General features: G+C 66.5%; 23 protein-coding genes. 13 read left to right on the forward strand and 10 right to left on the reverse strand.

Annotated features, from left to right (window positions below; all coding sequences use genetic code 11):
* Positions 1-4: 4 nt before the first annotated feature.
* The 6 genes from QZ853_RS14665 to ccmA are packed head-to-tail and all read right to left on the reverse strand — an operon-like array spanning position 5 to position 4,703.
* Positions 5-1,924, reverse strand: coding sequence for a heme lyase CcmF/NrfE family subunit (locus QZ853_RS14665; RefSeq protein WP_295574608.1), 1,920 nt, complete (start codon positions 1,922-1,924; stop codon positions 5-7).
* On the reverse strand, positions 1,925-2,386 hold the full coding sequence (gene ccmE, locus QZ853_RS14670) for a cytochrome c maturation protein CcmE (protein WP_295574611.1): 462 nt from the start codon (positions 2,384-2,386) through the stop codon (positions 1,925-1,927).
* Positions 2,383-2,571 (reverse strand): heme exporter protein CcmD, encoded by a 189-nt coding sequence (gene ccmD, locus QZ853_RS14675; protein WP_295574613.1) that lies wholly within the window; start codon positions 2,569-2,571, stop codon positions 2,383-2,385. Before ccmD ends, ccmE begins: the two co-directional genes overlap by 4 nt.
* Positions 2,568-3,338 (reverse strand): heme ABC transporter permease CcmC, encoded by a 771-nt coding sequence (gene ccmC, locus QZ853_RS14680; RefSeq protein WP_295574615.1) that lies wholly within the window; start codon positions 3,336-3,338, stop codon positions 2,568-2,570. Before ccmC ends, ccmD begins: the two co-directional genes overlap by 4 nt.
* Positions 3,339-3,381: 43 nt before the next feature.
* Positions 3,382-4,077 carry a heme exporter protein CcmB gene (gene ccmB / locus QZ853_RS14685; RefSeq protein WP_295574617.1) on the reverse strand — a complete coding sequence of 232 codons (696 nt, stop codon included), beginning with the start codon at positions 4,075-4,077 and terminating at the stop codon, positions 3,382-3,384.
* Positions 4,074-4,703, reverse strand: a complete 630-nt coding sequence (ccmA, locus tag QZ853_RS14690; RefSeq protein ID WP_295574620.1) for a heme ABC exporter ATP-binding protein CcmA — start codon at positions 4,701-4,703, stop codon at positions 4,074-4,076. Before ccmA ends, ccmB begins: the two co-directional genes overlap by 4 nt.
* Before the next feature lie 196 nt (positions 4,704-4,899).
* Between ccmA and QZ853_RS14695 the strand changes: the two genes are divergently transcribed.
* The 3 genes from QZ853_RS14695 (at position 4,900) to QZ853_RS14705 (ending at position 7,416) form a co-directional block, all read left to right on the forward strand.
* Positions 4,900-6,048 (forward strand): pyridoxal phosphate-dependent aminotransferase, encoded by a 1,149-nt coding sequence (locus tag QZ853_RS14695; protein ID WP_295574622.1) that lies wholly within the window; start codon positions 4,900-4,902, stop codon positions 6,046-6,048.
* Between the two features lie 13 nt (positions 6,049-6,061).
* A complete protein-coding gene (locus QZ853_RS14700) occupies positions 6,062-6,868 on the forward strand; it encodes an amidohydrolase (RefSeq protein WP_295574625.1) in 807 nt (268 codons plus the stop codon).
* A gap of 113 nt (positions 6,869-6,981) precedes the next feature.
* Positions 6,982-7,416 carry a hypothetical protein gene (locus QZ853_RS14705; RefSeq protein ID WP_295574628.1) on the forward strand — a complete coding sequence of 145 codons (435 nt, stop codon included), beginning with the start codon at positions 6,982-6,984 and terminating at the stop codon, positions 7,414-7,416.
* Positions 7,417-7,507: 91 nt separating this feature from the next.
* On the opposite strand, the gene QZ853_RS14710 is transcribed toward QZ853_RS14705, so the two are convergent.
* The 4 genes from QZ853_RS14710 to QZ853_RS14725 form a co-directional block, all read right to left on the reverse strand.
* Positions 7,508-7,768 (reverse strand): hypothetical protein, encoded by a 261-nt coding sequence (locus QZ853_RS14710; RefSeq protein WP_295574632.1) that lies wholly within the window; start codon positions 7,766-7,768, stop codon positions 7,508-7,510.
* A gap of 209 nt (positions 7,769-7,977) precedes the next feature.
* The gene (locus QZ853_RS14715; protein ID WP_295574634.1) at positions 7,978-9,615 is read right to left on the reverse strand and encodes a pseudouridine synthase; all 1,638 of its coding nucleotides are present in this window, start codon (positions 9,613-9,615) and stop codon (positions 7,978-7,980) included.
* Complete coding sequence (gene scpB / locus QZ853_RS14720) at positions 9,608-10,483, reverse strand: SMC-Scp complex subunit ScpB (RefSeq protein ID WP_295574637.1); 876 nt, start codon at positions 10,481-10,483, stop codon at positions 9,608-9,610. Before scpB ends, QZ853_RS14715 begins: the two co-directional genes overlap by 8 nt.
* Before the next feature lie 13 nt (positions 10,484-10,496).
* Positions 10,497-11,402 carry a ScpA family protein gene (locus QZ853_RS14725; RefSeq protein WP_005410330.1) on the reverse strand — a complete coding sequence of 302 codons (906 nt, stop codon included), beginning with the start codon at positions 11,400-11,402 and terminating at the stop codon, positions 10,497-10,499.
* 375 nt (positions 11,403-11,777) lie between these two features.
* On the opposite strand from QZ853_RS14725, the gene QZ853_RS14730 reads away from it, so the two are divergent.
* The 10 genes from QZ853_RS14730 (at position 11,778) to QZ853_RS14775 (ending at position 25,634) form a co-directional block, all read left to right on the forward strand.
* Positions 11,778-12,077, forward strand: a complete 300-nt coding sequence (locus QZ853_RS14730; protein WP_295574823.1) for a YciI family protein — start codon at positions 11,778-11,780, stop codon at positions 12,075-12,077.
* A 20-nt stretch (positions 12,078-12,097) separates the two neighbouring features.
* A complete protein-coding gene (locus tag QZ853_RS14735) occupies positions 12,098-12,349 on the forward strand; it encodes a BolA family protein (RefSeq protein WP_295574826.1) in 252 nt (83 codons plus the stop codon).
* 149 nt (positions 12,350-12,498) lie between these two features.
* The gene (locus tag QZ853_RS14740) at positions 12,499-13,536 is read left to right on the forward strand and encodes a LacI family DNA-binding transcriptional regulator (RefSeq protein ID WP_295574640.1); all 1,038 of its coding nucleotides are present in this window, start codon (positions 12,499-12,501) and stop codon (positions 13,534-13,536) included.
* Between the two features lie 75 nt (positions 13,537-13,611).
* A complete protein-coding gene (locus QZ853_RS14745; protein ID WP_295574642.1) occupies positions 13,612-16,668 on the forward strand; it encodes a TonB-dependent receptor in 3,057 nt (1,018 codons plus the stop codon).
* A 251-nt stretch (positions 16,669-16,919) separates the two neighbouring features.
* Positions 16,920-18,524, forward strand: coding sequence for a glucoamylase family protein (locus QZ853_RS14750; protein WP_295574645.1), 1,605 nt, complete (start codon positions 16,920-16,922; stop codon positions 18,522-18,524).
* Positions 18,525-18,528: 4 nt separating this feature from the next.
* Positions 18,529-19,869: a sugar ABC transporter substrate-binding protein gene (locus tag QZ853_RS14755; protein WP_295574828.1), complete on the forward strand. Its 1,341-nt coding sequence runs from the start codon at positions 18,529-18,531 to the stop codon at positions 19,867-19,869.
* Entirely contained in the window at positions 19,866-20,747 is an 882-nt protein-coding gene (locus tag QZ853_RS14760; protein WP_295574648.1) for a sugar ABC transporter permease, read from the forward strand. Before QZ853_RS14755 ends, QZ853_RS14760 begins: the two co-directional genes overlap by 4 nt.
* Positions 20,744-21,580, forward strand: coding sequence for a carbohydrate ABC transporter permease (locus QZ853_RS14765; RefSeq protein ID WP_057493560.1), 837 nt, complete (start codon positions 20,744-20,746; stop codon positions 21,578-21,580). The genes QZ853_RS14760 and QZ853_RS14765 overlap by 4 nt, the downstream gene beginning before the upstream one ends.
* On the forward strand, positions 21,577-24,744 hold the full coding sequence (locus QZ853_RS14770; protein ID WP_295574653.1) for a discoidin domain-containing protein: 3,168 nt from the start codon (positions 21,577-21,579) through the stop codon (positions 24,742-24,744). The genes QZ853_RS14765 and QZ853_RS14770 overlap by 4 nt, the downstream gene beginning before the upstream one ends.
* 2 nt (positions 24,745-24,746) lie before the next feature.
* Positions 24,747-25,634, forward strand: coding sequence for an endonuclease/exonuclease/phosphatase family protein (locus QZ853_RS14775; protein ID WP_295574656.1), 888 nt, complete (start codon positions 24,747-24,749; stop codon positions 25,632-25,634).
* The last annotated feature ends 48 nt before the right edge of the window (positions 25,635-25,682 follow it).

The raw sequence follows: 25,682 nt of genomic DNA on the forward strand, positions 1-25,682 counted from the left end.
ACTCCTACGGACGGCGGAAACGGCGGTCGGCGGCGGTAATGAATCCGCCCAGGGCCATCAGCAGTGCGCCCAGCCAGATCCAGCGCACGAACGGCTTGATGTGTACCCGTACCGCCCATGCATTGTTGCCCAGCGGCTCGCCCAATGCCACGTAGACATCACCGTCGAAGCGTGCATCGATGCCGGCCTCGGTCATCACCTGGCCGCCACTGGCGTACTGGCGCTTCTCAGGGTGCAGCAGGGCCTGTTCACGGCCGTTGCGGAACACCCGCAGATGACCGCGGTCGGCGATGAAATTCGGGCCTTCGCGATGGTCCACGCCCTCGAAGCGCACTTCGTAACGGCCGACCACCAGCTGCTGGCCCGGCGCCAGCGCCACCTCGCGCTGCACATTCAGCGCTTCCACCAGCAGCGCGCCGGCCAGGAACACGGCGATGCCGGTGTGGGCGACGATCATGCCGAGCATCTCGGCGGTGAAGCGACCATTGCCGCGCAGCCGCTGCCAGACGAAACGCGCGGTGCCGAGCCCGACCCAGGCCGCTGCGGCAACGCCGAGGCCGGCCTTCCAGCCGTTCTGCGGCGCCTTCCACCAGGCCAGCGCACCGAGCAGCACGGCCAGGCCCAGCCACGGCGCCAGCAGCGCGAACGCACGCGAGGCCTGGTCGCGCTGCCACTTCACCAGCGGGCCGAACGGCAACAGCAGCACCATCGGCGCCATCAGCAGCAGGAACAGGCTGCCAAAGTAGGGCGGCCCGACCGAGATCTTGCCCAGCGACAGCGCATCGGCCAGCAGCGGGTACAGCGTGCCCAGCAGCACCATCGCGCAGGCGGTGGCCAGCAGCAGGTTGTTGGCCAACAGCAGGGTCTCGCGCGAGGCGGCGGTGAAGCCGCGGCGCGGATCGTCGGCGTCCACGCTCAACTGGCTGGCGCGCAGGGCATACAGCAGCAGGCTGCCGCCGACCAGCACCGACAGGAAGATCAGGATGAACAGGCCGCGCGAAGGATCGGCGGCAAACGAATGCACGCTGGTCAGCACGCCGGAGCGCACCAGGAAGGTGCCCAGCAGCGATAGCGCGAAGGCGGCGATCGCCAGCAGCAGGGTCCAGCTGCCGAAAGTGCCGCGCTTTTCGGTGACGGCTTGTGAGTGGATCAGCGCAGCACCCACCAGCCAGGGCATGAAGCTGGCGTTCTCGACCGGGTCCCAGAACCACCAGCCGCCCCAGCCCAGCTCGTAGTAGGCCCACCAGCTGCCCAGCGCGATGCCCATGGTCAGGAACGCCCAGGCGACGTTGGTCCACGGCCGCGTCCAGCGCAGCCAGCGCGCGTCGACGCGGCCTTCCAGCAGTGCCGCCACCGCGAACGCGAACGGCACCGCGAAGCCGACGTAGCCCAGGTACAGCATCGGCGGGTGGATGATCAGGCCCGGGTCCTGCAGCAGCGGGTTGAGGTCGCGGCCTTCCAGCGGCGCCGGGTTCAGGCGCAGGAACGGATTGGAGGTGAAGATCAGGAAGGCGAGGAAGCCGACGCTGACGATGCCCATCACCGCCAGCACGCGCGCCTGCACCGGTGCCGGCAGGTGCTGCGAGAACACCGCCACAGCACCGGTCCACAGCGCCAGCACCAGCGCCCACATCAGCAGCGAGCCCTCGTGCGCGCCCCATACCGCTGAATAGCGGTAGATCATCGGCAGCAGTGAATTGGAGTTCTCGGCCACGTAGCGCACCGAGAAGTCCTGCTGCACGAACGCAGCGGTCAGGACCGCGAACGCGCCGGCCAGCAGCAGCAACTGCGCGAACGCAGCCGGCCGGGCCACCGCCATCCACGCCGGGTTGTTGCGGTGGGCGCCGGCCAGCGGAAGGCCGGCCTGCAGCAGGGAGGCCAGCAGCGCGCACAACAGCAGGATCTGACCCAGTTCGGGCAGCACTCAGCGCACCTCGGGCGCCGTTACCGGCACGTCATGCTTGCGATGGGCGTCGCCCATCTTGTCGGCCACTTCCTTCGGCACATACGTTTCATCGTGCTTGGCCAGCACTTCGTCGGCGACGAAGACACCGTCCTGCAGGCGGCCACTGGCGACCACGGCGGTGCCTTCGGCAAACATGTCCGGCAGGATCCGCGAGGTGGTCACCGGCAGCTGTGCATCGCCATCGGTCACCTCGAAGCGCGCCTCCAGCGAGCCGACCGGACGGTTGAAGGAGCCCTTCACCACCATGCCGCCCAAGCGGAAGCGCGACTGCGCATCAACGTCGCCGCGCAGCACTTCGGCGGGCGTGTACAGGTAGGCGATGTTGCGCTCCAGCGCCATCGCCACCAATGCGGTGGCCAGGCCGGAGGCGAGCAGGGCCAGCAGCACCCAGGCCATGCGTCGACGCTGCACTGGTGTCATCGTTCCAGCTCCGTCGGTAGCGAGACCGCCGCATCCTGCCTGCCGGCGCGGGCCTGCTGCCGCTGCTGGCGGGCCAGTGCCAGCCGGCGTGCCACGCGCAGGCGCAGCCACGAACCGATGGCATCGGCGCTGAGCACCAGCACGAACACGGCGTAGGCACCGATCACATAGGGCAGGTGGGTCATGGCTGGGCCTCCCCGGCCGCGCGGGCGGCTTCGACGCGACCACCGACCCAGGCCTTGCCGGCCTCGCGGTCGAGGTTGTCGGCACGTGCCTTGGCCAGCACCGAACCGGCGAACCAGAACTTGGTGCCGATCACCATCCACCACAGCGGCGCAATCATCGCGCTGCTGATTGCCGATTCACCGAACACATTGATCGACTGGCGCTGATGCAGGCCGCCCCACCAGTCCACCGAATAGCGGATCACCGGCAGCAGGCTGACGCCGACGATGGCCAGCAGGCCGGCCGCACGCGCGGCGCTGCGGCGGTCCTCGATCGCGTGGTACAGGCCGATCACGCCCAGGTACAGGAACAGCAGCACCAGCTCACTGGTCATGCGCGGGTCCCAGTCCCACCAGGTGCCCCAGGTGCCCTTGCCCCAGATGCTGCCGGTCAGCAGGGTGATCAGGGTGAAGCCGGCGCCCATCGGCGCGCAGGCCATGGCCAGAATCTCGCAGACCTTGATCCGCCAGATCAGCGCGATGGCCGCATACAGCGCCATCAGCGCGAACACGAACAGGCTCATCCAGGCGCTGGGCACGTGGATGTAGAGGATGCGGAAGCTGTCCAGCTGCTTGGCTTCCGGTGGCACCACCAGCAGCGCCTGCCACATGCCGACCAGCAGCACCGGCACCGCGGCGAGGTAGAACACCCGCGACCAGCGGGCAGCAAAACGGTCGAACGTGGGCGGTGAACCGAGTTGGTGGAACCAGCGGACAATCGGATTCATGCGTGGCGGCTATCCAGCAGGGGTGGATTGGCTCTCAGCTCGGTCAACTCAGAGAAATGCGTATTGCAGCAGCAGTGGCCAGCGGTGCCAGCACCAGCGCGACCAGCAGGCCAGCGCCCAGCATCAGCAGCGCACCGACCGGATCCTGTCCGCGTCCGGCCGCCGCCAGGCTGCCTGCACCGAACACCAGCACCGGCACGTACAGCGGCAACGACAGCAACGCCACGAGAATACCAGAGCGTCGGATGCCCACGGTCAGCGCGGCGACCACGCCACCGATCAGGCTCAGCAACGGCGTTCCCAGCAGCAACGATGCCAGCAACATCGGCAGTTGGTCATGTGGCAGATGCAGCATTTCGGCCAACAGCGGGCTGACCACGATCAACGGCAGGGCGGTGGTCGCCCAGTGCAGCAGCACGCGCACCAGTACCAGCCAGGCCAGCGGCACCGGTGCCAGCAGCCATTGCTCCAGCGAGCCATCCTCAGCATCGGAACGGAACAGCGAGTCCAGTGACAGCTGGCCGGCCAGCAGCACCGCCAGCCACAGCACCGCACCGGCGGTGGCAGCCAGCATCTGCGGCTCGCGGCCCTGGGCCAGCGCGAACAGCACCACCACCAGCACCGCGAACAGCAACGGCTGCAGTGCATCGCCACGACGGCGCCAGAGCAGGCGCAGGTCGCGCTTGAGCAGGGCGCCGGCGGTCTGCCACAGGCCCGGTTCGGTACCCGGCGCGATCATGCGGCACCGCCGAGGTCGAGCTGGCGGGTTCGCACAGGCGGTGCGGCATACGCGCCGTGGGTGGTGACCAGCGCCGCGCCACCGGCGCGCAGGTGCGCCGAGATCATCCGGTTGACCAGGGTGATGCCCTCCAGGTCGAGGTTGGCATAGGGTTCGTCGAGCAGCCACAGCGGTGCCGGCGACAGCCAGATGCGGGCCAGCGCAAGGCGCCGCTTCTGCCCGGCCGACAGATGGCGGACCAGGGTGTCCTCGTAGCCGGCCAGGCCAACGATCGCCAGCGCGTTGCCGGGCATCTGCCGCGCACGGCGGCCATGCAGGCCACACAGGAAATGCAGGTTCTCCAGCGTATCCAGGTCCGGCTTCAAGGCCGGCAGATGGCTGAGGTAGGCGACATAGCGCGCACGCTCGGCATTGCTGGCCGGTTTGCCGTCGATGCGCACCTGGCCGGCACTGGGCTTGGCCAAGCCGGCCAGCACGCGCAGCAGGGTGGTCTTGCCGGCACCGTTGCCGCCCTGCACCAGCAGGGCTTCGCCGGCGTCCACGTGGAAGTCCAGCGGGCCGAACACCGGCTCGTCATTGCGGGAGAAGCTCAGGCCGCTGGCGGCCAGCAATGCAGGGGCGTTCAAGGGGCAGGGGTCTTCATGCCGGAGTGCGGCGGCAATTGTAGCGGCGAAACCTGCTCCGGTTGCGCCGGGCCATGCCCGGCGATGGCCACCATATGCAAACAGCTGCCGGGCATGAGCCGGCGCTACCGGCTGAGCCCCACGGTCAGGGCGTGGATTTCGTACACTTTCAGGCCTTGTCCTCCCATCCCCCAGGCCGATGCAACCCAACACCAAGCTGCCCAAGGTCGGTACCACGATCTTCACCGTGATGTCCCAGCTCGCCGCCGAACACGGCGCGGTCAACCTGGGCCAGGGTTTCCCGGACTTTTCCGCGCCGCAGCGCCTGATCGACGAGACCGCCAAGGCGATGGCTGCCGGTCTGAACCAGTACCCGCCGATGACCGGCGTGGCGCCGCTGCGCCAGGCCATCGCGCAGAAGTCGCTGGACCTGTACGGTGCCACCATCGACCCGGATACCGAAATCACCGTCACCAGTGGCGCCACCGAGGCCATCTTCAATGCCATCCACGCCGTGGTGCGTGCCGGCGAGGAAGTTATCGTGCTCGATCCGGCCTATGACTGCTACGAGCCGGCGATCGAGCTGGCCGGGGCCACCGCCGTGCACGTGCCGCTGGACCCGCAGACCTTCGCCGTGGACTGGGACCGCGTGCGCGCGGCGATCACCCCTCGCACCCGCATGCTGATGGTCAATACCCCGCACAATCCGTCCGGTGCGATGCTGGACGAGGCTGACATGCAGGCGCTGGCCGCGCTGCTGCGCGGCACGCAGATCTACCTGGTCTCCGATGAGGTGTACGAGCACATCATCTATGACGACCGTCGCCATGAATCGGCGCTGCGCTACCCGGAACTGCGTGAGCGCGCGTTCGTCATTTCCAGCTTCGGCAAGACCTACCACTGCACCGGCTGGAAGATCGGTTACGCAATCGCGCCGCCGGCGCTGACCGCAGAGTTCCGCAAGGTGCACCAGTACAACACCTTCACCAGCTTCGGCCCGGCGCAGTACGGTTTCGCCGCGATGATCCGCGATGAACCCGAGCACCACCTGGAGCTGGGCGCGTTCTACCAGGCCAAGCGCGATCGTTTCCGCGAGCAGCTGGCGGGCACCCGCCTGAAGCCACTGCCGGTGCCGGGCGGCTACTTCCAGCTGGTCGATTATTCGGCCATCAGCGATCTGCCGGACCATGAGTTCGTGAAGTGGCTGACCATCGAGAAGGGCGTCACTGCCATCCCGCTGTCGCCGTTCTACGAGAAGCCGCCGGCCGGCCAGCGCTTGGTGCGCCTGTGCTTTGCCAAGAATGAAGCGACCATGGACGCGGCGATCGAACGCCTGCGCCTGCTCTGAGGACGTGACGACCATGCAGGACCTGCGCATTTCCCTCGTCCAGGGCGACACCCGCTGGCATGACCCGGCCGGCAACCGCGCCTACTACGGCGCGCTGCTGGCACCGCTGGCCGGTAGCACCGATCTGGTGATCCTGCCGGAGACCTTCACCAGTGGCTTCTCCAACGAAGCCATCGCCCAGGCCGAAGGCATGGACGGCCCGACCGTGGCCTGGGTGCGCGAACAAGCAACGGCGCTGGACGCGGCGGTGATCGGCAGCGTGCAGCTGCGCGACGGCGAGGGCGTCTACAACCGCCTGTTGTTCGCCACCCCCGACGGCGAGCTGCAGTACTACGACAAGCGTCACCTGTTCCGCTACGGCGGCGAGCACGAACGCTATGCCGCCGGCCGTGAGCGCCTGAGCGTGGAATGGAAGGGCTGGCGGATCAATCCGCAGGTCTGCTACGACCTGCGTTTCCCGGTGTTCTGCCGTAACCGCTACAACGTCGAGCGCCCTGATCAGCTGGACTTCGACCTGCAGATCTTCGTTGCCAACTGGCCGTCGGCGCGTGCGTACGCGTGGAAGACCCTGTTGCGTGCACGGGCGATCGAGAACCTGTGCTTCGTTGCTGCGGTCAATCGCGTTGGCGTGGATGGCAACCAGCTGCAGTACGCGGGCGACAGCGCGGTGATCGATTTCCTCGGCCAGCCGCAGGTGGAGATCCGCGAGCGCGAACAGGTGGTGACCACTACCATTTCGGCCGAAGCACTGGCTGCACATCGCGCGCGTTTCCCGGCGATGCTCGATGCCGATGCCTTCCATCTGGACGACCAGGCCTGAAACAGCACGACGGCGGCTGAATGCCCGCCACGCTGCGGCGCGCGCCTGCATCCAACGTGCACGCGCGCGCTGCTAGATTCGCCAGCACTCCGATTGACGTGGAAGTGCTGCTGATGAAAAAGTCTTTTGCCCTGCTGCTGGCCCTGTCCGCCGCGTCGCTGGCCCCGGCCGCGCACGCCGCCGGCAATCTCGACTGCCAGCTGCGCTACAACCTGTCCGGCTGGTCGCTGATCTACAAGACCGCCTCAGGCAACGGCACGGTCACCTGCAGCAACGGTGCCAGCCTGCCGGTACGCATCGAGATGAAGGGCGGTGGCCTGACGGTAGGCAAGTCGAAGATCACCAATGGACGTGGCAGCTTCACCGGCGCCGTGAGCGTCAACGAGCTGCTGGGCACTTACGCGTCGGTCGGCGCGCATGCCGGTGCGGTGAAGTCCAGCAATGCGCAGGTGATGACCAAGGGCGACATCTCGCTGGCCCTGTCCGGTACCGGCAAGGGATGGGACCTCGGCGTGGACGGCGCCGCCTTCACCATCAGCCGCCGCTAAGCGAAAAAGGGGACGGAGGGGATTGAGTCGTGTTTGCCACATTGCGAGTGGGCAAGGCGAAAACGACTTAATTCCCTCCGCCCCCTTTTCCTTACCAGCCGATCTGCAGGTTCCAGGCGTGACCGGTCACGCTCAGTTGTTCGACCTCGTAGCCACGGTCCTGGTAATGCGCCATTACTGCTTCGGCCTGGCCTTCGCGCGCCAGGCCGCGGGGCAGGGCGACCACGATATTGCGTTTGCCTTCGCGTGAATTGGCATCAATGGAATGATCGATGTCCTTGATGAATTCGCCGGTGGTACGGCCAGCGAGGTCGGCGTTGGCGCGTGCCTGTTCGGGGGTGATGCCGGTCATGGGAAGTGCCTCGTGGTGTGAAAGAACGTCCACGATAGAGAGCGGTCGATCGGGTTGCGGCGATCTGCGACACAGATGGCTTGTTTTCAAAGAATTCCTAATGCACGTTCTTCATCCACGCGGGGAGCGGATCTACCGGCGGATCGATGTACCAGACAAAGAAAAACCCCGGCCTGCGCCGGGGTTTTTCATGTCATGCGTATCAGCGATCAGCCTCCGCGCGGGCCGCTGCGGCGCGGGCCGCCCGGACCACGGTTGCCGCCGGGACCGCCCGGGCCACGGTTGCCACCCGGACCACCGGGACCACGGTTACCGCCCGGGCCACGGTTGTTGCCGCCACCCGGGCCGCGACCGCCCGGACGGGCGCCGTGTGCCGGCTTCGGGCTGCCATACGGGTTGAAGCCCGGCGTGGCGTGGTCGGACGGGAAGCTCGGGGCGTTGCCCGGATGGCCGTACGGGTGCTTGTTGCCCTGGCCCTGCGAGCGGTTGCCGGCACCGGCCGGTCGACCCTGGCCGCCTGCGCCGCCACGGCCTTCACCGCCGAAGCCGCCCCGACCCTGGCCGCCACCGGCGCCCGCGCCCGGACCCTTCGGCTTGCCGTACGGACGGCCCTGGCCGCCTGCACCCGGACCACGGGCACCCGGGCCACGTGCGCCCGGACCTGCGTTGCGATGGCCGCTCGGGCCGGTGCTGACACCGTCCGGCACGTACCAGGTGCGGAACGCGGCCGGGTTGCCTTCCGGCAGCGAGCGGTCATTCTTCGGCGCGCGCTGCTTGAACGGCCTCTGCGACTGCTTGGCCGCCGCTTCACCGCTGACCGTCAGGCCGCCCTTGAAGCCGCCGCCCTTGCCGCCGCGACCACGGCCGCGGTCTTCGCGCACGTTGTCGAAACGACGCAGTTCGCGGCCTTCATCGGCGGTGTTGTGGCCGTTGACGTAGGCATTGCCACGGCCACCTTCGCGCACGCGCACGGTGGTCTTGGCGGCACGGCGCTGGCCGATCACCGGCTGCAGGGTCAGCGCCGACGGCGCGCCTTCTTCCAGCTTCAGCTGCGCACGCAGCGCTTCAACCTGGGCGGTCGGAAGCTCGATCGACTGGCCGCGGGCCAGTTCGCGCGGCAGGCTGACCTTGCCGTAGCGGGTGCGCTTCAGGCGGCTGACCTGGCAGCCCTGCGATTCCCACAGGCGGCGCACTTCGCGGTTGCGGCCTTCCTTCACCACGACGCGGAACCAGTCGTGCGAATCGGTACCGCCGATGCGTTCGATCTCGTCGAACTTGGCCGGGCCGTCTTCCAGCGCCACGCCGCGGGCGAGGCGGTCGACGATGGCGTCGGAGACCTTCTCCTCGCCTTCCGGTGCGCGCACGCGCACCACGTACTCGCGCTCGACCTCGAACGACGGGTGCATCATGGCGTTGGCCAGTTCACCGTCGGTGGTGGCCAGCAGCAGGCCGGTGGTGTTGATGTCCAAGCGGCCGATGGCGATCCAGCGCGCGCCCTTCAGCGGCGGCAGGGACTCGAACACGGTCGGGCGGCCTTCGGGATCTTCGCGGGTGGTCACTTCGCCTTCCGGCTTGTTGTAGACCAGCACGCGCGAGGGCTCGGCTAGGGCGGTGGCGACGAAGCCACGGCCATCCAGCTCGATCTTATCGCCGCTCTTGACCGACATGCCGGTCTGCGCGACTTCGCCGTTGACCTTGACCAGGCCCTCGGCGATGCGCTGTTCCAGCGCGCGGCGCGAACCCAGGCCGGCCTGGGCCAGCACCTTGTGCAGGCGCTCTTCCAGCTTGAATTGTTCGGAGGTGGCTTCGCGCTTGAGCGAGAGCTTGTTACGGGGGGTGTCACTCATCAGTTTTGCTCCGGCCGACGGTTTCGAGGTCGGCCTCTGGTTCGGAATCGGCTTGGTCAACAGCCACGGTCGTCGTCGCGACGGCGTTGTCTTCGCGTTCGTTCAGGGTCACCGCGCGCTCGCCCGGCGCGGAATCGGGGTGCCCATCATCGAGGGGCGAAGGTGCTTGCTCATCGGTGGCCGAGGCAGCGTCTGCATCGGCGGAATCTGGGGTGTCACTGCCGGCAAGGCCGGTGCCATCGTTGGCGGCAGCGCCGTCGGCGCCGGCCGAAACATCCGGGCCGTCGGCACCGGCAACGGCCGGACCGTCGCGGTCCAGGGCCAGCTGCGGCTCCAGCTCGCCCAGGTCCTTCAGTTCCGACAGCGGCGGCAGTTCGTCCAGGCGCTTCAGGCCGAAATAGTCCAGGAAGCCCTTGGTGGTGCCAAACAGCGCCGGCTTGCCGGGCACGTCGCGGTGGCCGACCACGCGGATCCATTCGCGCTCTTCCAGTGCCTGGATGATGTTGCTGCTGACCGCCACGCCGCGCACCTGCTCGATCTCGCCGCGGGTGATCGGCTGCCGGTAGGCGATCAGCGCCAGGGTTTCCAGGGTGGCGCGGGTATAGCGGGTCTTGCGTTCGGTCCACAGCCGGCTGATCCAGCCGTGCACTTCGCCGGTGACCTGGTAGCGGAAGCCGGAGGCGACCTCGACCAGTTCCACGCCGCGCTCTGCGCAGGCGTCGCGCAGGTGCTCCAGCGCACGTTCGATGCTGCCCGGCGGTGCCGGTTCCTCTTCCGGGAACAGGTCCTTCAGCTGGGCCAGGGTGAGCGGCTGGCTGGAGGCCAGCAGGGCACCCTCGACAATGCGGTTGATCAGCGGTTGATCCATCGGCAGGCAGCGCTCACTCGTTCTCGTTGGCGGCGTCGTTGTCGTCGAACTCGCTGCTGAACTGCAGCGGGGCATTGGTGTTGCCGGCAGCCAGCGACTTCACGTAGATCGGTGCCAGCGGCTCTTCCTGGACGATGTCCAGCAGCTGTTCCTTGGCCAGTTCCAGCACCGCCAGGAACGTGACCAGCACGCCCAGCTTGCCTTCTTCGGCGGTGAACAACCCTTCAAAGCGATAGAACTTGCCGTCTTCCAGGCGCCCGAGCACTTCGCCCATGCGCTGGCGGACGCTCAGTGCCTCGCGCTTGATCGCGTGGCCACTGAACAGCTCGGCGCGCTTGAGCACGTCGTGCAGCGCCAGCAGCATCTCCTTCAGGTCCACCGGTGGCGGCAGCTTCACCGCAGCGCGTTCGGGCATGAAGGCGTGCGCCACCGTGGTGTCGCGGTCCTGGCGGGGCAGGGCGTCGATGTCCTCGGCGGCCTGCTTGAAGCGTTCGTACTCTTGCAGCCGGCGCACCAGCTCGGCGCGCGGATCGGCTTCATCGCCTTCCTCGCTGACCGGGCGCGGCAGCAGCATGCGCGATTTCACCTCGGCCAGGATCGCCGCCATCACCAGGTACTCGGCGGCCAGCTCGAAACGCAGCTCGCGCATCACGGTGATGTATTCCACGTATTGCCGGGTGATCTCGGCTACAGGAATGTCCAGCACGTCCAGGTTCTGGCGGCGGATCAGGTACAGCAGCAGGTCCAGTGGGCCTTCGAAGGCATCTAGGATGACTTCCAGCGCATCCGGCGGGATGTACAGGTCCTGCGGGATCTGCAGGACCGGTTGACCATGCACCACGGCCAGCGGCATTTCCTGCTGCTGGGGGGCGGGCGGCCGGGTTGGCGGGTTCGCGTCGAGCGCGAGTTCGGAAGTCATCTAATGGACATCAGGATTGCAACGGACCAGTCGCGGCACCGGGGTCGCCGGGCCAATGCCACGGAGCCCCAGGGCACCAGACACGCCGGGATCGGCGCGATTCCACACATATCAAACAGCAGGACGCGCCGCAGGAAACGGCAGCGACGGAACTACGGGGAGGTCGTCTACGTGACCCGGCCAGGTGGCCCGGTTTTGAAGCAGCAGGTCGGTCGTCGGGGGCTGCGATGGCCGCAAAAACCGACGGGCTGCTGCATCCAGCCACGTGCAATGGACCCTAGGGTAAGCCTTTGCCGCGCCAGTGTCCAGCCGGGCCGGGGCAGCGGCGGTATTCGCTAGAATCCGCAGACCGACAACGCAAGCGAGGAAATGCCGGTGTGGTATGTGATCGAAGGGTATGACGGGCAGGATGTGCTGGCGCAGCGGCTGCAGGCCCGGCCGGAACACCTGGCGCGGCTGCACGCGCTGCGCGACGAAGGCCGTCTGCTGCTGGCCGGGCCGTGCCCGGCGGTGGACAGTGAAGACCCGGGCCCGGCCGGTTTCAGCGGCTCGGTGGTGATCGCCCAGTTCGAATCGCTGGTGCAGGCCCAGGCTTGGGCCGATGCCGACCCGTACGCGGCTGCCGGCGTCTACACCCATGTGCAGGTGCGGCCGTTCCGCAAGGTCCTGCCGTGAACGCGGAGCGGATCGAGCGGATGCGTGATGCACTGCAGCAGGCGCTGGCCCCCAGCGTGCTGGAGATCGAAGACGACAGCCATCGCCATGCCGGCCACGCCGGTGCGCGCGATGGCCGCGGTCACTTCAACCTGTACATCGTCAGCGAACGCTTCGCGGGACGGGGTCCGCTGGCCCGTCACCGCGCAGTCTATGCCGCGCTGGGGGCCATGATGGACACCGATATCCACGCGCTGTCCATTCGCGCATTGACCCCGTCAGAACAGGGCTGAGCCCTTGTCCCACGCTGTCCTGGCGGGTCCCGCTGCGGGCCCGTCGCAGACAGATTTCCATGTCCATCTCAGGACAATCGCCTAACGGACTGTTTACAAGCCCGGATGGAAACGCTTACATTCCGCGCCAATGCTGGTAGGTCCAAGCCGTGGAGGGCGGCTTCGTGAACAAGGCAGCCATTACAATCAAAGACGTCGCACGCGAAGCCCGGGTCTCCGTGGCCACGGTTTCCCGCGCGCTCAACGGGCATGAAAATGTCGCCGAACCGGTCCGCCAGCTTGTGCTGGAGGTGGCCGCTCGGCTGCGTTACACCCCGCACGCCGCCGCCCGCAGCCTGAGCAGCCGCCGCACCAATACGGTGGGCGTGGTGCTGCCCGACCTGTACGGCGAATTCTTCTCCGAGCTGATGCGCGGCATCGACAACGTCGCCCGCAACCGCCGCCAGCACCTGCTGGTGTCCAGCTACCACGGTGACCAGGAACAGCAGGGCGCCGCCCTGCGTGCCATGCGCGGCCGCGTCGACGGTCTGCTGGTGCTTTCGCCCTATGCCGAGAGCCCGGGCTTCCTGACCGACAACCTGCCGCAGTCGCTGCCGACGGTGTTGATCAACACCTACCTGCCCACGCAGGAACACCCGGTGTTGAGCATCGACGACCATGCCGGCGCGATGGCGATGACCCGCCATCTGCTGGATGCCGGCCACCGCCGCATTGCGTTCATTTCTGGCCCGGATCTCAACTTCGACGCGCGCGAGCGCCTGCGCGGCTTCCGTGACGCGCTGGTGGCATTCGGCAGTGGCGCCGAGGGCATCGAGCTGCCCGGTGATTTCGACGAAGCTTCCGGCCATCGCGCCGGTCAGGAGTTGCTGGCAGCCGGAGCGCTGCCTGATGCCGTGTTCGCTGCCAACGACATGATGGCCCTGGGCTGCCTGTATGCGTTCACGCAGGCAGGGGTCCGTGTGCCGGCCGATGTTGCCCTGGCAGGTTTCGATGACATTCCACTGGCGCGTTTCGTCCACCCGTCGCTGACCACCATGCAGGTCAGCATCGCCGAGCTCGGCGATCGGGCCATGACGCGCCTGATGCAGTTGATGGACGGCACCTCCACGGATGGGACGGGGGACAAGCAGACCCTGGTTCCCCGCTTGATAGTTCGCGATTCCACCACTCCGCCATCGGGCCATTGAAGCCAGAGGCGTTCCTTCTTTTTGATTGATCGCAGGGACCGCGCGAGCGGTCACCGCCACCCGGAGATTGAGTTGATGATGCACACCACCTTCCGCACGCCGGCACGCCGGCTGCTGAGCACCGCGCTGGTCAGCTGCCTGATGCTGGCCGCTGCTCCGAACGTCATGGCGCAGTCGGCCAACGCCAGCCTGCGCGGCCAGGTTGCCGGCGCCCAGGCAGGCACTGAAGTCACCGCCACCAATGTCGCCACCGGCACCGTCCGTCGTGGTACCATCCGCGCCGACGGCAGCTACTCGCTGATGGGCCTGGACCCGGGCACCTATGACGTGGTCGCCAACGGCCAGACCCAGAAGGTCACCGTCACCGTGGCCTCGACCGCGACCCTGAACTTCGCCGGCGCTGCCAGCAGCACCCCGGGTTCGACCGCAGCGACGAACCTGGACACCGTCAACGTCGTCGCGCCGACCCTGCTGCAGGAAGTGCGCACCTCGGAAGTCGGCAAGACCGTCAGCCTGCAGCAGATCCAGACCACCCCGCAGGTGTCGCGCAACTTCCTGGAGTTCGCCGACGCGGTGCCGGGCCTGATCTTCACCCGTGATGCGAAGGGCAACACCTCGCTGCGCGGCGGTGCCACCAATGCCGATGGCACCAACGTCTACATCGACGGCGTGGGCCAGAAGAGCTACGTCAAGGGCGGCGGCGTCGCCGGCCAGTCCGGCAGCGCCGGCAACCCGTTCCCGCAGCTGGCCATTGGCGAATACAAGGTCATCAGCGGCAACTACAAGGCTGAGTACGGCCAGGTGTCCAGCGCTGCGGTGACCGCTGCGACCAAGTCCGGCACCAATGAATTCAAGGGTGAGGCGTTCTACCGTTACACCGATGAAGACATGCGCGCCAAGACCCCGGCCGAGCGTCAGGGCGGAAAAGACAAGATGGTCTCGGCCGAGAAGGAATACGGCTTCGCGCTGGGTGGCCCGATCATCAAGGACAAGGCCCACTTCTTCGTGACCTACGAAGCCAAGCGCTTCGACCTGCCGGTCACCATCGCGCCGGACGGCGCGGTGACCGCTGCTGCCAGCCTGCTGCCGGCCGCCGGTGCCGCCGGCCTCGGTCCGGCCAGCCAGCCGTTCCAGCAGGACCTGATCTTCGGCAAGATCGACTTCGAGCCGACCGACAACGACCGCATCGAGCTGACCTTCCAGGACCGCGACGAAACCCAGTCGCAGTTCAGCGGGCAGACCTCGCCGCAGGCCGGGCGCGAAGTGGTCAATACCGACCGTCGTTACGCCCTGCGCTGGAACCACAGCGGTGAGCGTTACTACAACGAATTGATGCTCACCCACGAAGATTCGTTCAACAATCCGACCCCGCTGACCCTGGCCAACGGCATCACCTACACCGCGCCGGACGGTCCTGAAGACCGCACTGTGGTGAAGATCGGTGGCGCCTCGGCACTGGATTCGCAGGTGAAGGGCCAGAAGGGCTGGTCGATCGAAGACAACCTGACCCTGGATGGCATCCAGTGGGCCGGCGACCACACCATCAAGATGGGCGTGAAGTACAAGGCGATCGATCTGTACGCTTCCGATGCGGCGCAGATCAACCCGACCTTCACCTACAGCCTGGGCGATCCGGATTTCCCGGATTCCATTCCGTACAAGGCGCAGTTCGTCAAGCCGGTGACCGGCGTGTCGGGCGTGTCCGGTGAAGTGCGTTCCAAGTCCAAGCAGTATGGCGTGTTCATCCAGGACGACTGGCAGGTCAATGACCACCTGCAGCTGAACCTCGGCCTGCGCTGGGACTACGAAAAGACCCCGTCCTACCTGGACTTTGTGACCCCGCAGCAGGTGGTCGACGCGATCTATTCGCAGGACCCGCGCGCGCCCGCCGGCCAGACCTACGCCGACTCGCTGGCCCTGGGTGGCCTGAACATTGGCGACTACATCAGCAACGGCCACAACCGCAAGGCGTTCAAGGATGCCTGGCAGCCGCGCCTGGGCTTCTCGTATGACATCAACGCCGACGAGCAGCACGTGATCCACGGTGGTGCCGGCCGTTCCTACGACCGCGACCTGTTCGACAACCTGCAGCTGGAAACCACCAAGCTGGCCCTGCCGCAGCCGACCATCTACTTCCGCAACCCGGCCACCGGCACCTGCATCAACGGCCAGGCCGCCTGCTATGACTGGAACCCGAACCTGCTCAACGGCATCGGCAACCTGCAGGCACTGGTTGGCGCGACCAGCAATGCCGGCCTGGAAGTGGACCTGTTGAACAACAAGCTGAAGGCACCGTACTCGGATCAGTTCAGCCTGGGCATGAGCAACCAGATCGGTGACTGGCTCACCGACGCCACCATCGCCCGCACCCTGAGCTACGACGGCTTCGCCTTCACCCTGGGCAACCGTTACCCGACCGGCCAGTTCTTCGATGACCCGCGCCTGTGCGGCGGTACCGACCCGGGCCTGAGCCAGGCCTGGAGCTGCAACGTGCCGGGCTTCGGCAGCCTGATCATCGGCCAGCAGGGCATCAAGACTCGCGCCACGCAGGTGCTGCTGTCGGCGCAGAAGCCGTTCACCAAGGAAAGCGGCTGGGGCACCTCGATCGCCTACACCTGGACCACCGCGCGCCACAACCGCGACATCAACGAGAAGTACGCCTTTGACCGCGGCCTGATCGGTGACTACCCGACCATCCGTTCCAACGGCGCGCCGCGTCACCGCCTGGTGATGACCGGTTCGTACGCGGGCTTCTGGGGCATCACCTTCGGCGGCAAGATCACCCTGGCCACGCCGACCGCCGTCAATGACTGGTACCCGGTGATGCAGGCCAGCGGCTACACCCTGCCGACCCCGCAGGCCGCCGTGCCCAACGCCACCGGCAAGTTCCTGGTGGGTGGCAAGATCTTCGGCTACCGCTCGGTCGACCTGCAGGCGACGAAGACCTTCAAGATGCCGGGCGATACCGAGCTGTATGCGCGTATCGACATCATCAACGTCTTCAACTTCGACAACTTCTCGACCTACAACTACGTCAAGACCAACGGCAAGCTGCAGGCCAGCTACAACGAGACCGGCGAAATCATCGGTACGCCGCGTCAGATCAAGGCTGAAGTGGGCTTCCGCTTCTAAGCCCGGATGTAGTTGCACGATCCGATGCCGCCGGTCCGCCGGCGGCGTCGGCAGAATGGATCCATGGCAATGGCCGGCCACGTGCCGGTCCATTGCCCACGCCGCTGCCGGCCAGGGGGCAGCGGCGTGGGCAATGATCGCGGTGTCAGGCCACGTTTCCCGTGGTTTTTTTATGCACACACCTTGTAAACGATTTCAGATCATTGGACGGTATGCTTTCCCATCGATCAGACCACCGGAGGAACCGCGCCATGCAGGCACGCCATCTGTTGTCCGCCGCAGCGCTGAGCCTGGCGGTGGCCGCCTGCCAGCCGGCCCAGCAGGAGCCGGCCAAGCCGCGCCCGCCGGTGATCCTGATCGAGGCCGATGCGCCGCCGCGACCGATGAAGCCGGAACTGCCACCGCTGTTCGATGACATCGAGCGCCGCACTTTCCAGTTCTTCTGGGACACCACCAACGAGGTCAACGGGCTGACCCCGGACCGCTACCCATCGCGGCCGTTTGCCAGCATCGCCTCGGTCGGCTTCGCGCTGACCGCCTATCCGATCGGCATCGAGAACGGCTGGGTCAGCCGCAACCAGGCGATCGACCGGACCCTGACCACGCTGAAATTCTTCCGCGACGTGCCGATGGGCCCGCAGCGCACCGGCAAGGCGGGCTACAAGGGCTTCTACTACCATTTCCTGGACATGCAGGAAGGCCGTCGCTACGACAGCTGGGTCGAACTGTCCTCGGTGGATACCGCACTGCTGATGATGGGCGTGCTGTTCGCGCAGTCGTACTACGACGGTGACGATCCGCGCGAGAAGGAAATCCGCCAGATCGCCGACACCCTGTACAAGAAGGTCGACTGGCCGTGGCTGCAGCAGCGCGCGCCGCTGATCTCGATGGGCTGGTTCCCGGAGAGCGGCTTCATCGACCACGACTGGATGGGCTACAACGAGGCGATGATGGTCTACATCCTCGCCCTGGGTTCGCCCACGCACCCGGTCAGCCCGGACGCGTGGACGGTGTGGACGCGCACCTACGACAACGACTGGGGGGTCTACCAGGGCCAGGAATACCTGTCCTTTGGCCCGCTGTTCGGCCACCAGTACAGCCATGTCTGGATCGACTTCCGCGATATCCAGGACGCGTACATGCGCGAACGCGGCAGCACCTATTTCCTCAACAGCCGTTCGGCTGCGCTGGCCCAGCGCGAGTACGCCATCGCCAACCCGATGCAGTGGAAGGACTACGGCGAGAACGTCTGGGGCCTGACCGCCAGCGATGGGCCGCAGAACACCACGCAGGAATATCGCGGCGAGCAGCGGCAGTTCCGCCATTACTCTTCGCGCGGCGCCGGCCTGCGCGAGAACTTCGATGACGGCACGATCGCGCCGACCGCCGCGATCGCCTCGGTGGTGTTCGCACCGGAGCAGGTCATCCCGGCCACGCTGGAGATGCACAAGCGCTACGGCGACTACATCTATTCCAGCTACGGCTTCCTGGATTCGTTCAACCCCAGCTTCAACTACGACATCCCGATCAAGACCGGCCGCGTCATCCCGGATCGTGGCTGGGTCGCCAGCGATTACATCGCCATCGACCAGGGCCCGATCCTGACCATGATCGCCAACTACCGCGATGATTTCGTGTGGGAAGTGATGAAGAAGAACCCGTATATCCGCAAGGGCCTGGAGCGGGCCGGGTTCAGTGGCGGCTGGCTGGCACCGGAAGGGTCGTTCCAGCCGCTGGAACTGCAGAAGGATGAGAAGGCCGCGGCAGCACGCGCGGTGGGTATCGCCGAATCACGCGCGGCTGCCGCGCAGGAACAGAAGAACAATGCCAACCGCAACACAGGGCAGGGGAAGTAACCCGGTGCCGAACTGGATCGATCGCCTGCGCCGCTGGGCGCTGCCTGCCCTGGCCGCTTTGGCCGTGGCTGGCTGCGCGCGCACCGAGCCGGGTACCACCACCGTGCGTTTCTGGGCGATGGGCCGCGAAGCCGAGGTGGTCAGCGAGCTGATCCACGAGTTCGAAGCCGAGAACCCCGGCATCAAGGTGGACGTGCAGAACATTCCGTGGACCGCCGCGCACGAGAAGCTGCTGACCGCGTTCGCCGCCGACGGCCTGCCGGATGTCTGCCAGCTCGGCAATACCTGGGTGCCGGAGTTCGCCGAGCTCGATGCGCTGACGTCGCTGCAGCCGTTCGTCGATCATTCGCCGGTGGTCGATCCGAAGGACTATTTCCAGGGCATCTGGGACACCAACGTGATCCACGGTGAGCTGGTCGGCGTGCCGTGGTACGTCGATACGCGCCTGATCTACTACCGCAAGGACCTGCTGGCCAAGGCCGGCTACGACCACCCGCCGCGTACCTGGCAGGAGTGGGACGACCAGATGGCGGCGATCAAGCGCATGCAGGGTCCGAATCGTTACGCGGTACTGATGCCGATCAACGAATTCGAGCAACAGCTGTCGCTGGCGCTGCAGCAGCCCGACCCGCTGCTGCGCGACGACGACACCCGCGGCAACTTCAGCAGCCCCGGCTTCCGCCGCACGCTGGCGTTCTACGCCAACATGTTCGAGCAGGGCTGGGCACCGAAGATGTCCGAGACGCAGATCTCCAATGTCTGGGATGAGTTCTTCCGCGGCTTCAACGTGTTCTACATCTCCGGCCCCTGGAACATCCGCGAGTTCAAGAAGCTGCAACCGAAGGAACTTGAAGGGCAGTGGGGTACCGCGGCGCTGCCTGGTCCGGATGGCCCGGGCGCAGGCATCGCCGGCGGCACCAGCCTGGTGATCTTCCGCAAGTCACAGCAGAAGGAAGCGTCGTGGAAGCTGATCGAGTTCCTGTCGCGGCCAGCGATCCAGGCGCGTTTCCATTCGATCATCGGCGACCTGCCGCCGCGCCGCAGCACCTGGAGCGCGCCGTCGCTGGCCAATGATCCGCTGGCGACTGCCTTCCGTGACCAGCTGGAGCGGGTCAAGCCGACCCCGAAGGTGCTCGAATGGGAGCGCATCGTGCAGGAAATGCGCATCGTGACCGAGAAGGTGGTGCGCGGTGGCCTGCCGCAGGATAAGGCCGTGGACGAGCTGGACCAGCGCGTGGACAAGGTGCTGGCCAAGCGCCGCTGGATGCATGAACAACAACGCCTGCAGCAGCGCGTGCCGTCGCCGCAATCAAGCAGTGCCGTCGCCGCCGGGAGCGCGCAATGAAATGTACTTCGCTTGCTGGCTGGATCTTCGCTGGCCCCTCGCTGATCGTGCTGGGCGTGTTCTTCGGCCTGCCGGTGGCCTCGGCGCTGGCGCTGAGCGTGACCGATTTCGACCTGTATGCGCTGGCCGACAGCAGTAACCTGCGTTTCGTCGGACTGGGCAATTACATCGACCTGCTGCAGACGCCGATGTTCTGGAAGTCGCTGTGGAATACCACGTACTTCGTGCTGATCGGCGTGCCGTTGTCGATCGGCGTGTCGCTGGGCGCGGCGATGCTGCTCAACGCACCGGCCGCACGCTTCAAGGCGCTGTTCCGCACTGCGCTGTTCGCGCCGGTGGTGACCACGCTGGTGGCGGTGGCGGTGATCTGGCGCTACCTGTTCCATACCAGCTACGGCTTGGTGAACTACGGGCTGGGCCATCTGGGCATCAGCCCGATCGACTGGCTGGGTGATCCCAACTGGGCGATGCCGACCATCATGCTGTTCGCGGTGTGGAAGAACTTCGGCTACAACATGGTGATCTTCCTGGCCGGCCTGCAGGCGATCCCGCATGACCTGTACGAGGCCGCGCGCATCGACGGCGCCTCGCGCTGGAAGCAGTTCCTGCACATCACCCTGCCGATGCTCGGCCCGGTGCTGCTGGTGGTCGGAGTGATTACCGTGTCCGGCTACTTCCAGCTGTTCGCCGAGCCCTACGTGATGACCCGCGGCGACCCACTGCAGAGCACCGTCAGCGTGCTGTATTTCATGTTCGAGGAAGGCTTCAAGTGGTGGAACCTGGGACGCGCCTCGGCGGTGGCGTTCCTGCTGTTCCTGATCATCCTGGCGGTGACCACCGTGATGCTGCGTTTCGGCCGCAAGAGGCAGTTGGTATGAGTCGTGAAATCGGCCAGTCGCGCTGGTACCCGTGGATGATCAATGGCGCGTTGCTGGTACTGGCCCTGGTCAGCCTTGCGCCGCTGCTGTGGATGGTGTCGGTCTCGTTCATGCCGCAGGGCGAGGCCAGCCATTTTCCGCCGCCGCTGCTGCCTTCGAGCATCACCACGCACAACTACCATGAGTTGTTCGCGCGCACCGGCATGGGCGGCAACTTCGCCAACAGCCTGCTGGTGTCGCTGGGCATTACGGTCGGTTCGCTGCTGCTCAACACCATGGCCGGCTATGCGTTCGCCAAGCTCAACTTCGTCGGCCGCGAGCGCCTGTTCCAGGTGCTGATGGCGGCGCTGGTGATTCCGGCGCAGGTGGCGATGCTGCCGCTGTTCCTGCTGATGAAGCAGCTGGGCCTGGTCAACAGCTTCGGCGGCGTGATCGTGCCGGCACTGGCCAGCGTCTTCGGCATCTTCCTGGTGCGCCAGTACGCACGCTCGATTCCGGACGAACTGCTGGAAGCGGCGCGCATCGACGGGGCAGGGGAGCTGCGCATCTTCTTCCAGATCGTGCTGCCGATGCTCAAGCCGGTGCTGGTGACCCTGGCGATCTTCACCTTCATGGGTGCGTGGAACGATTTCATGTGGCCGTTGATCGTGTTGACCGACCAGGAGCACTACACTTTGCCGGTGGCGCTGGCCACCCTCTCGCGCGAGCACATCATGGACGTGGAAATGATGATGGCTGGCGCGGTGGTCACCGTGGTCCCGGTGCTGGCGCTGTTCCTGGTGCTGCAGCGGTACTACATCCAAGGTCTGTTGCTGGGGAGCGTCAAGGGATGAAGCGAGTGATCGCCGTTGGACTGGGCCTGTTGTGGACTTCCCTGGCGATCGCCGCACCCCCGGCGCTGCCGGCACCAAAGGTGCTGGACGATTTCGATGATATCGGTGCCTGGAAGCTGGTGCTGTCCGACCAGGTCAGCGGTTCGCTGCGGCCGGTCAGTGGCGCCGGCGGTGGCCGCGCGCTGTGCCTGGACTACGACTTCCACGAGGTCTCCGGCTACGTCGGCATCCGCCGTGCGCTGAACATCGAATACCCGCTCAATTACCGCTTTGGCTTCCAGCTGCGCGGTGATTCGCCGGCCAACGACCTGCAGTTCAAGCTGATCGACGCCAGCGGCGACAACGTCTGGTGGGTCAACCGCCCAGGCTACAGCTTCCCGAAGGCGTGGACGCCGGTCGAGTACCGCCGTCGCCAGATCGACAAGGCGTGGGGTCCGTCGTCCGAGAAGGAGATGGCGCGCAGCGCCGCCGTCGAATTTACCCTCTACAGCAAGGTCGGCGGCCGCGGCACGGTGTGCTTCGACAAGCTGACCCTGCAGGGCCTGCCCCCGCAGGACGATTCGGCGCTGGTGCCGTCGGTGATCGCCGATACCGCCACCGCGCTGCAGGACCGCATGATCGACGGCAAGAGCGATACGTTCTGGATCAGCGGCGGGGTCAAGCAGCAGACCATCAGCCTGGACCTGCACAAGAGCCGCGAGATCGGCGGTGCGGTGATCGACTGGCTGCCGAACCTGGAAGCGCGCCGCTATACCGTGCGCACCTCGGAAGATGGCCGCGACTGGCGCACGGTGCGCGAAGTGACCAGCGGTGCCGGTGGCCGTGACTGGCTGGCGCTGCCGGATACCGATGCGCGCTACGTGCGCTTCGATCTGCAGGATGGCCCGAACTGGAGATACGGCATCCGGGACATCGCACTGAAGCCGCTGGCGTTTGCCGCCACGCCCAATGCCTTCCTGTCCTCGGTGGCCGCCGATCTGCCGCGCGGATCGTTGCCACGCGCCTATGTGGGCGAACAGCCCTACTGGACGCTGCTCGGCCTCGACGGCGGGCAGGAGCAGGCACTGATCAGCGAAGACGGCGCACTGGAACCGGCCAAGGGCAGCTTCAGCATCGAGCCGTTCATCCGCCTCGATGGCAAGCTGCTGGACTGGTCCAAGGTCGCCATCACCCAGTCTCTGCAGGACCATTACCTGCCCATTGCCAATGTCGATTGGGTGCATGAAAAGGCCGGGCTGGCGGTGACCAGCTTCGTGCAGGGCACCCCGGACCGTGCGCAGCTGATCGGCCGTTACCGGTTGAGCAACCCGGACAAGGTGGCGCACGAATACACGCTGGCACTGGCGATCCGGCCGTGGCAGGTCAATCCGCCCACGCAGTTCCTCAACACCGTCGGTGGCTTCAGCCGCATCGATGCGCTGGATGTCGGCGATCAGCTGGTGCGGATCAACGGCGAGCCGCGCGTGTATCCGTTGCAGGTGCCCGACGCACGCTTTGCCAGCACGTTCGACGGCAAGCTCGACGTGATGCATCTGGCGGAGGGCAAGTACCCGGCCACCACCGCGGTGAAGGACAGCACCGGCATGGCCTCCGGTGCGCTGCTGTACACGATCAAGCTGGAGCCGGGACAGAGCCGGGAAGTGGCGGTGGTGCTGCCGCAGACCGGTGGGTGGGCGCCCCAGTCGCTGGATGTGGCCAAGGCGCAGGCGCAGGTGGCCGAGCAATGGCGGCAGAAGCTGGGCGTGGTCTCGCTGCAGGTGCCGGCGGCCGGCCAGGCATTGGTCGATACCCTGCGCACCGCCGTCGCGCACATGCTGATTTCGCGGGTCGGTCCGCGCCTGCAGCCGGGCACGCGTTCGTATGCGCGCAGCTGGATCCGCGATGGCGCGATGATCTCCGAAGGCCTGCTTCGCATGGGCCGCAGCGATGCGGTGCGTGACTACATCAACTGGTATGCGCCGTTCCAGTTCGAGAACGGCAAGGTGCCGTGCTGCGTCGATGCGCGCGGCAGCGACCCGGTGCCGGAGAACGACAGCCACGGCGAGCTGATCTACAGCATCGCCGAGTACGGGCGTTACACCGGTGACAGCACCTTCGTCGAGCTGATGTGGCCGCACGTGCAGGGCGCCTATAGCTACATGGAGCAGCTGCGGGCCAGCGAGCGTACCGAGGAGAATCGCGCGCGCAATCCGGCCTTCTACGGCATGATGCCGGCCTCGATCAGCCACGAAGGCTATTCGGCCAAGCCGATGCATTCGTACTGGGACAACTTCTGGGCGCTGCGTGGCTACAAGGACGCCGCCCTGCTGGCAGCGCAGCTGGGCAAGGTCGAGGCGATGCAGATCGCCGAGTCGCGTGACCAGTTCCGCGATGACCTGCAGGCGTCGCTGCTGTCGGCGATGCAGCAGCACAAGATCGACTACCTGCCCGGTTCGGCCGAGCTGGGCGACTTCGACGCGACCTCGACCACCATCGCACTGGCGCCGGGCGGTGAGCAGGATCGCCTGCCGCAACAGGCGCTGGATGCGACCTTCGAGCGCTACTGGAAGGAGTTCGTGGCCCGCCGCGATGGCAAGCGTGAGTGGAAGGACTACACCCCGTACGAGTGGCGCAACGTGGCCGCGTTCGTGCGCCTGGGCTGGCGTGACCGGGCCTGGCAGGCCACCGAATTCTTCTTCAAGGACCGCGCGCCGCAGGCCTGGAACCAGTGGGCCGAAGTGGTCTCGCGCACGCCGCGCAAGCCGTTCTTCGTCGGCGACCTGCCGCATGCCTGGGTCGCCTCGGACTTCGTGCGTTCGGCACTGGACATGTTCGCCTATCACCGCGACAGCGACGATGCGCTGGTGCTGGCCGCCGGTGTGCCCAGCACCTGGCTGCAGGGTGACGGCGTGGCCGTGCAGGGGCTGCGAACGCCGCAGGGCCAGCTGAACTACCGGCTGCAGCGCAGTGACAAGCAGCTGGTGCTGGACGTGCAGCCCGGCTTGGTGCCGCCGGCCGGTGGCGTGGTGCTGCCGTGGCCGTACGCCGGTGATCCGGGCGGCGCGACCATCAACGGCGAAGCGGCCGAGTGGGTCAACAAGGAGCTGCACGTGCACCAGCTGCCGGCGCGGGTCGAGATCGATGTGCCGAGCGCGGTGCGCCGCGCCGAACGCAAAGGACAGTAACGATGAAGCATCGGGGGGCGGGGGTGCGCACGTCGGTGCGCGCCCTGGGACTGGCGCTTGCGCTGGCATTGCCGGGGTGGGTATGGGCGGACACGCCGGCTACCGTAGTGGCTGCGGCCGACGCGGCCAGCGCACCTGGCATGAGCATGGTCACCTTCAACCTGCACCATGATCGCGAAGACTGGCCGAGCCGTCGCCGCACCATCCTGGCAGAACTCAAGCGCCTGCAACCCGATGCGGTGGCGCTGCAGGAGGTGATCCAGCGCCGCGACGTGCGCAACCAGGCGCAGTGGCTGGCCAGACAGCTCGGCTATCAGTATGTGTTCGTGTCCACCGATCCGGTTGGCGCGCCCAAGCGCTATGGCAATGCACTGCTGACCCGCCGGCCGATCCTGGCCCGCGGCGAACACCTGCTGCAGCCGCTGGATGACTACCGCACGGTGGCCTATCTGCGTATCGATGTCGACGGCCGTCCGGTGAACGTGTATGCCACGCATCTGAACGAGCGCAGCGACGAGAATGGCCAGCGCATCCGCCGCACCCAGGTGGAGGATCTGCTGCGCTTCATCAGCGCGACGTCGGCGGGCGCAGCGGTAGTGATCGCAGGCGACTTCAATGCGCTGGTGGATGCCGGTGACCTGAGCGAGCTGCGCAGCCACTACGGCGACAGCTACGGCAGCGTGCACGTGAACACCGACCTGGCCGGGGTCAGTACGTTGAACCGGCACTACTACCAGGCACCGCTGCGGATCGACCACATCTTCTTCCAGCAGGATGCGATGGTCGCGCGCGAAGCAAGGATCCTGTTTGACCAGCCTGACACCAGCGGTCGCTGGGCGTCCGATCACTACGGCGTCTGGACCCGGCTGCAGTTCGGCCCGAAGCCTTGAGCACACCTGCTGCGTAGGTGCCAACCTTGGTTGGCACGAACAACGGCG

The sequence above is a fragment of the uncultured Stenotrophomonas sp. genome, from assembly GCF_913778665.1.
In the GTDB taxonomy this organism is placed as follows: domain Bacteria; phylum Pseudomonadota; class Gammaproteobacteria; order Xanthomonadales; family Xanthomonadaceae; genus Stenotrophomonas.

What these genes read in the sequence shown, in the direction of transcription:
- QZ853_RS14725 (WP_005410330.1), bottom strand. Translation starts at nt 11,402, where the DNA reads ATGACTTCCGAACTCGCGCTCGACGCGAACCCGCCAACCCGGCCGCCC.
- QZ853_RS14705 (WP_295574628.1), top strand. Translation starts at nt 6,982, where the DNA reads ATGAAAAAGTCTTTTGCCCTGCTGCTGGCCCTGTCCGCCGCGTCGCTG.
- ccmD (WP_295574613.1), bottom strand. Translation starts at nt 2,571, where the DNA reads ATGACCCACCTGCCCTATGTGATCGGTGCCTACGCCGTGTTCGTGCTG.
- QZ853_RS14745 (WP_295574642.1), top strand. Translation starts at nt 13,612, where the DNA reads ATGATGCACACCACCTTCCGCACGCCGGCACGCCGGCTGCTGAGCACC.
- ccmB (WP_295574617.1), bottom strand. Translation starts at nt 4,077, where the DNA reads ATGATCGCGCCGGGTACCGAACCGGGCCTGTGGCAGACCGCCGGCGCC.
- QZ853_RS14765 (WP_057493560.1), top strand. Translation starts at nt 20,744, where the DNA reads ATGAGTCGTGAAATCGGCCAGTCGCGCTGGTACCCGTGGATGATCAAT.
- ccmE (WP_295574611.1), bottom strand. Translation starts at nt 2,386, where the DNA reads ATGACACCAGTGCAGCGTCGACGCATGGCCTGGGTGCTGCTGGCCCTG.
- QZ853_RS14775 (WP_295574656.1), top strand. Translation starts at nt 24,747, where the DNA reads ATGAAGCATCGGGGGGCGGGGGTGCGCACGTCGGTGCGCGCCCTGGGA.
- ccmC (WP_295574615.1), bottom strand. Translation starts at nt 3,338, where the DNA reads ATGAATCCGATTGTCCGCTGGTTCCACCAACTCGGTTCACCGCCCACG.
- QZ853_RS14695 (WP_295574622.1), top strand. Translation starts at nt 4,900, where the DNA reads ATGCAACCCAACACCAAGCTGCCCAAGGTCGGTACCACGATCTTCACC.
- QZ853_RS14770 (WP_295574653.1), top strand. Translation starts at nt 21,577, where the DNA reads ATGAAGCGAGTGATCGCCGTTGGACTGGGCCTGTTGTGGACTTCCCTG.
- QZ853_RS14700 (WP_295574625.1), top strand. Translation starts at nt 6,062, where the DNA reads ATGCAGGACCTGCGCATTTCCCTCGTCCAGGGCGACACCCGCTGGCAT.
- QZ853_RS14735 (WP_295574826.1), top strand. Translation starts at nt 12,098, where the DNA reads ATGCGTGATGCACTGCAGCAGGCGCTGGCCCCCAGCGTGCTGGAGATC.
- QZ853_RS14715 (WP_295574634.1), bottom strand. Translation starts at nt 9,615, where the DNA reads ATGAGTGACACCCCCCGTAACAAGCTCTCGCTCAAGCGCGAAGCCACC.
- QZ853_RS14760 (WP_295574648.1), top strand. Translation starts at nt 19,866, where the DNA reads ATGAAATGTACTTCGCTTGCTGGCTGGATCTTCGCTGGCCCCTCGCTG.
- scpB (WP_295574637.1), bottom strand. Translation starts at nt 10,483, where the DNA reads ATGGATCAACCGCTGATCAACCGCATTGTCGAGGGTGCCCTGCTGGCC.
- QZ853_RS14710 (WP_295574632.1), bottom strand. Translation starts at nt 7,768, where the DNA reads ATGACCGGCATCACCCCCGAACAGGCACGCGCCAACGCCGACCTCGCT.
- QZ853_RS14750 (WP_295574645.1), top strand. Translation starts at nt 16,920, where the DNA reads ATGCAGGCACGCCATCTGTTGTCCGCCGCAGCGCTGAGCCTGGCGGTG.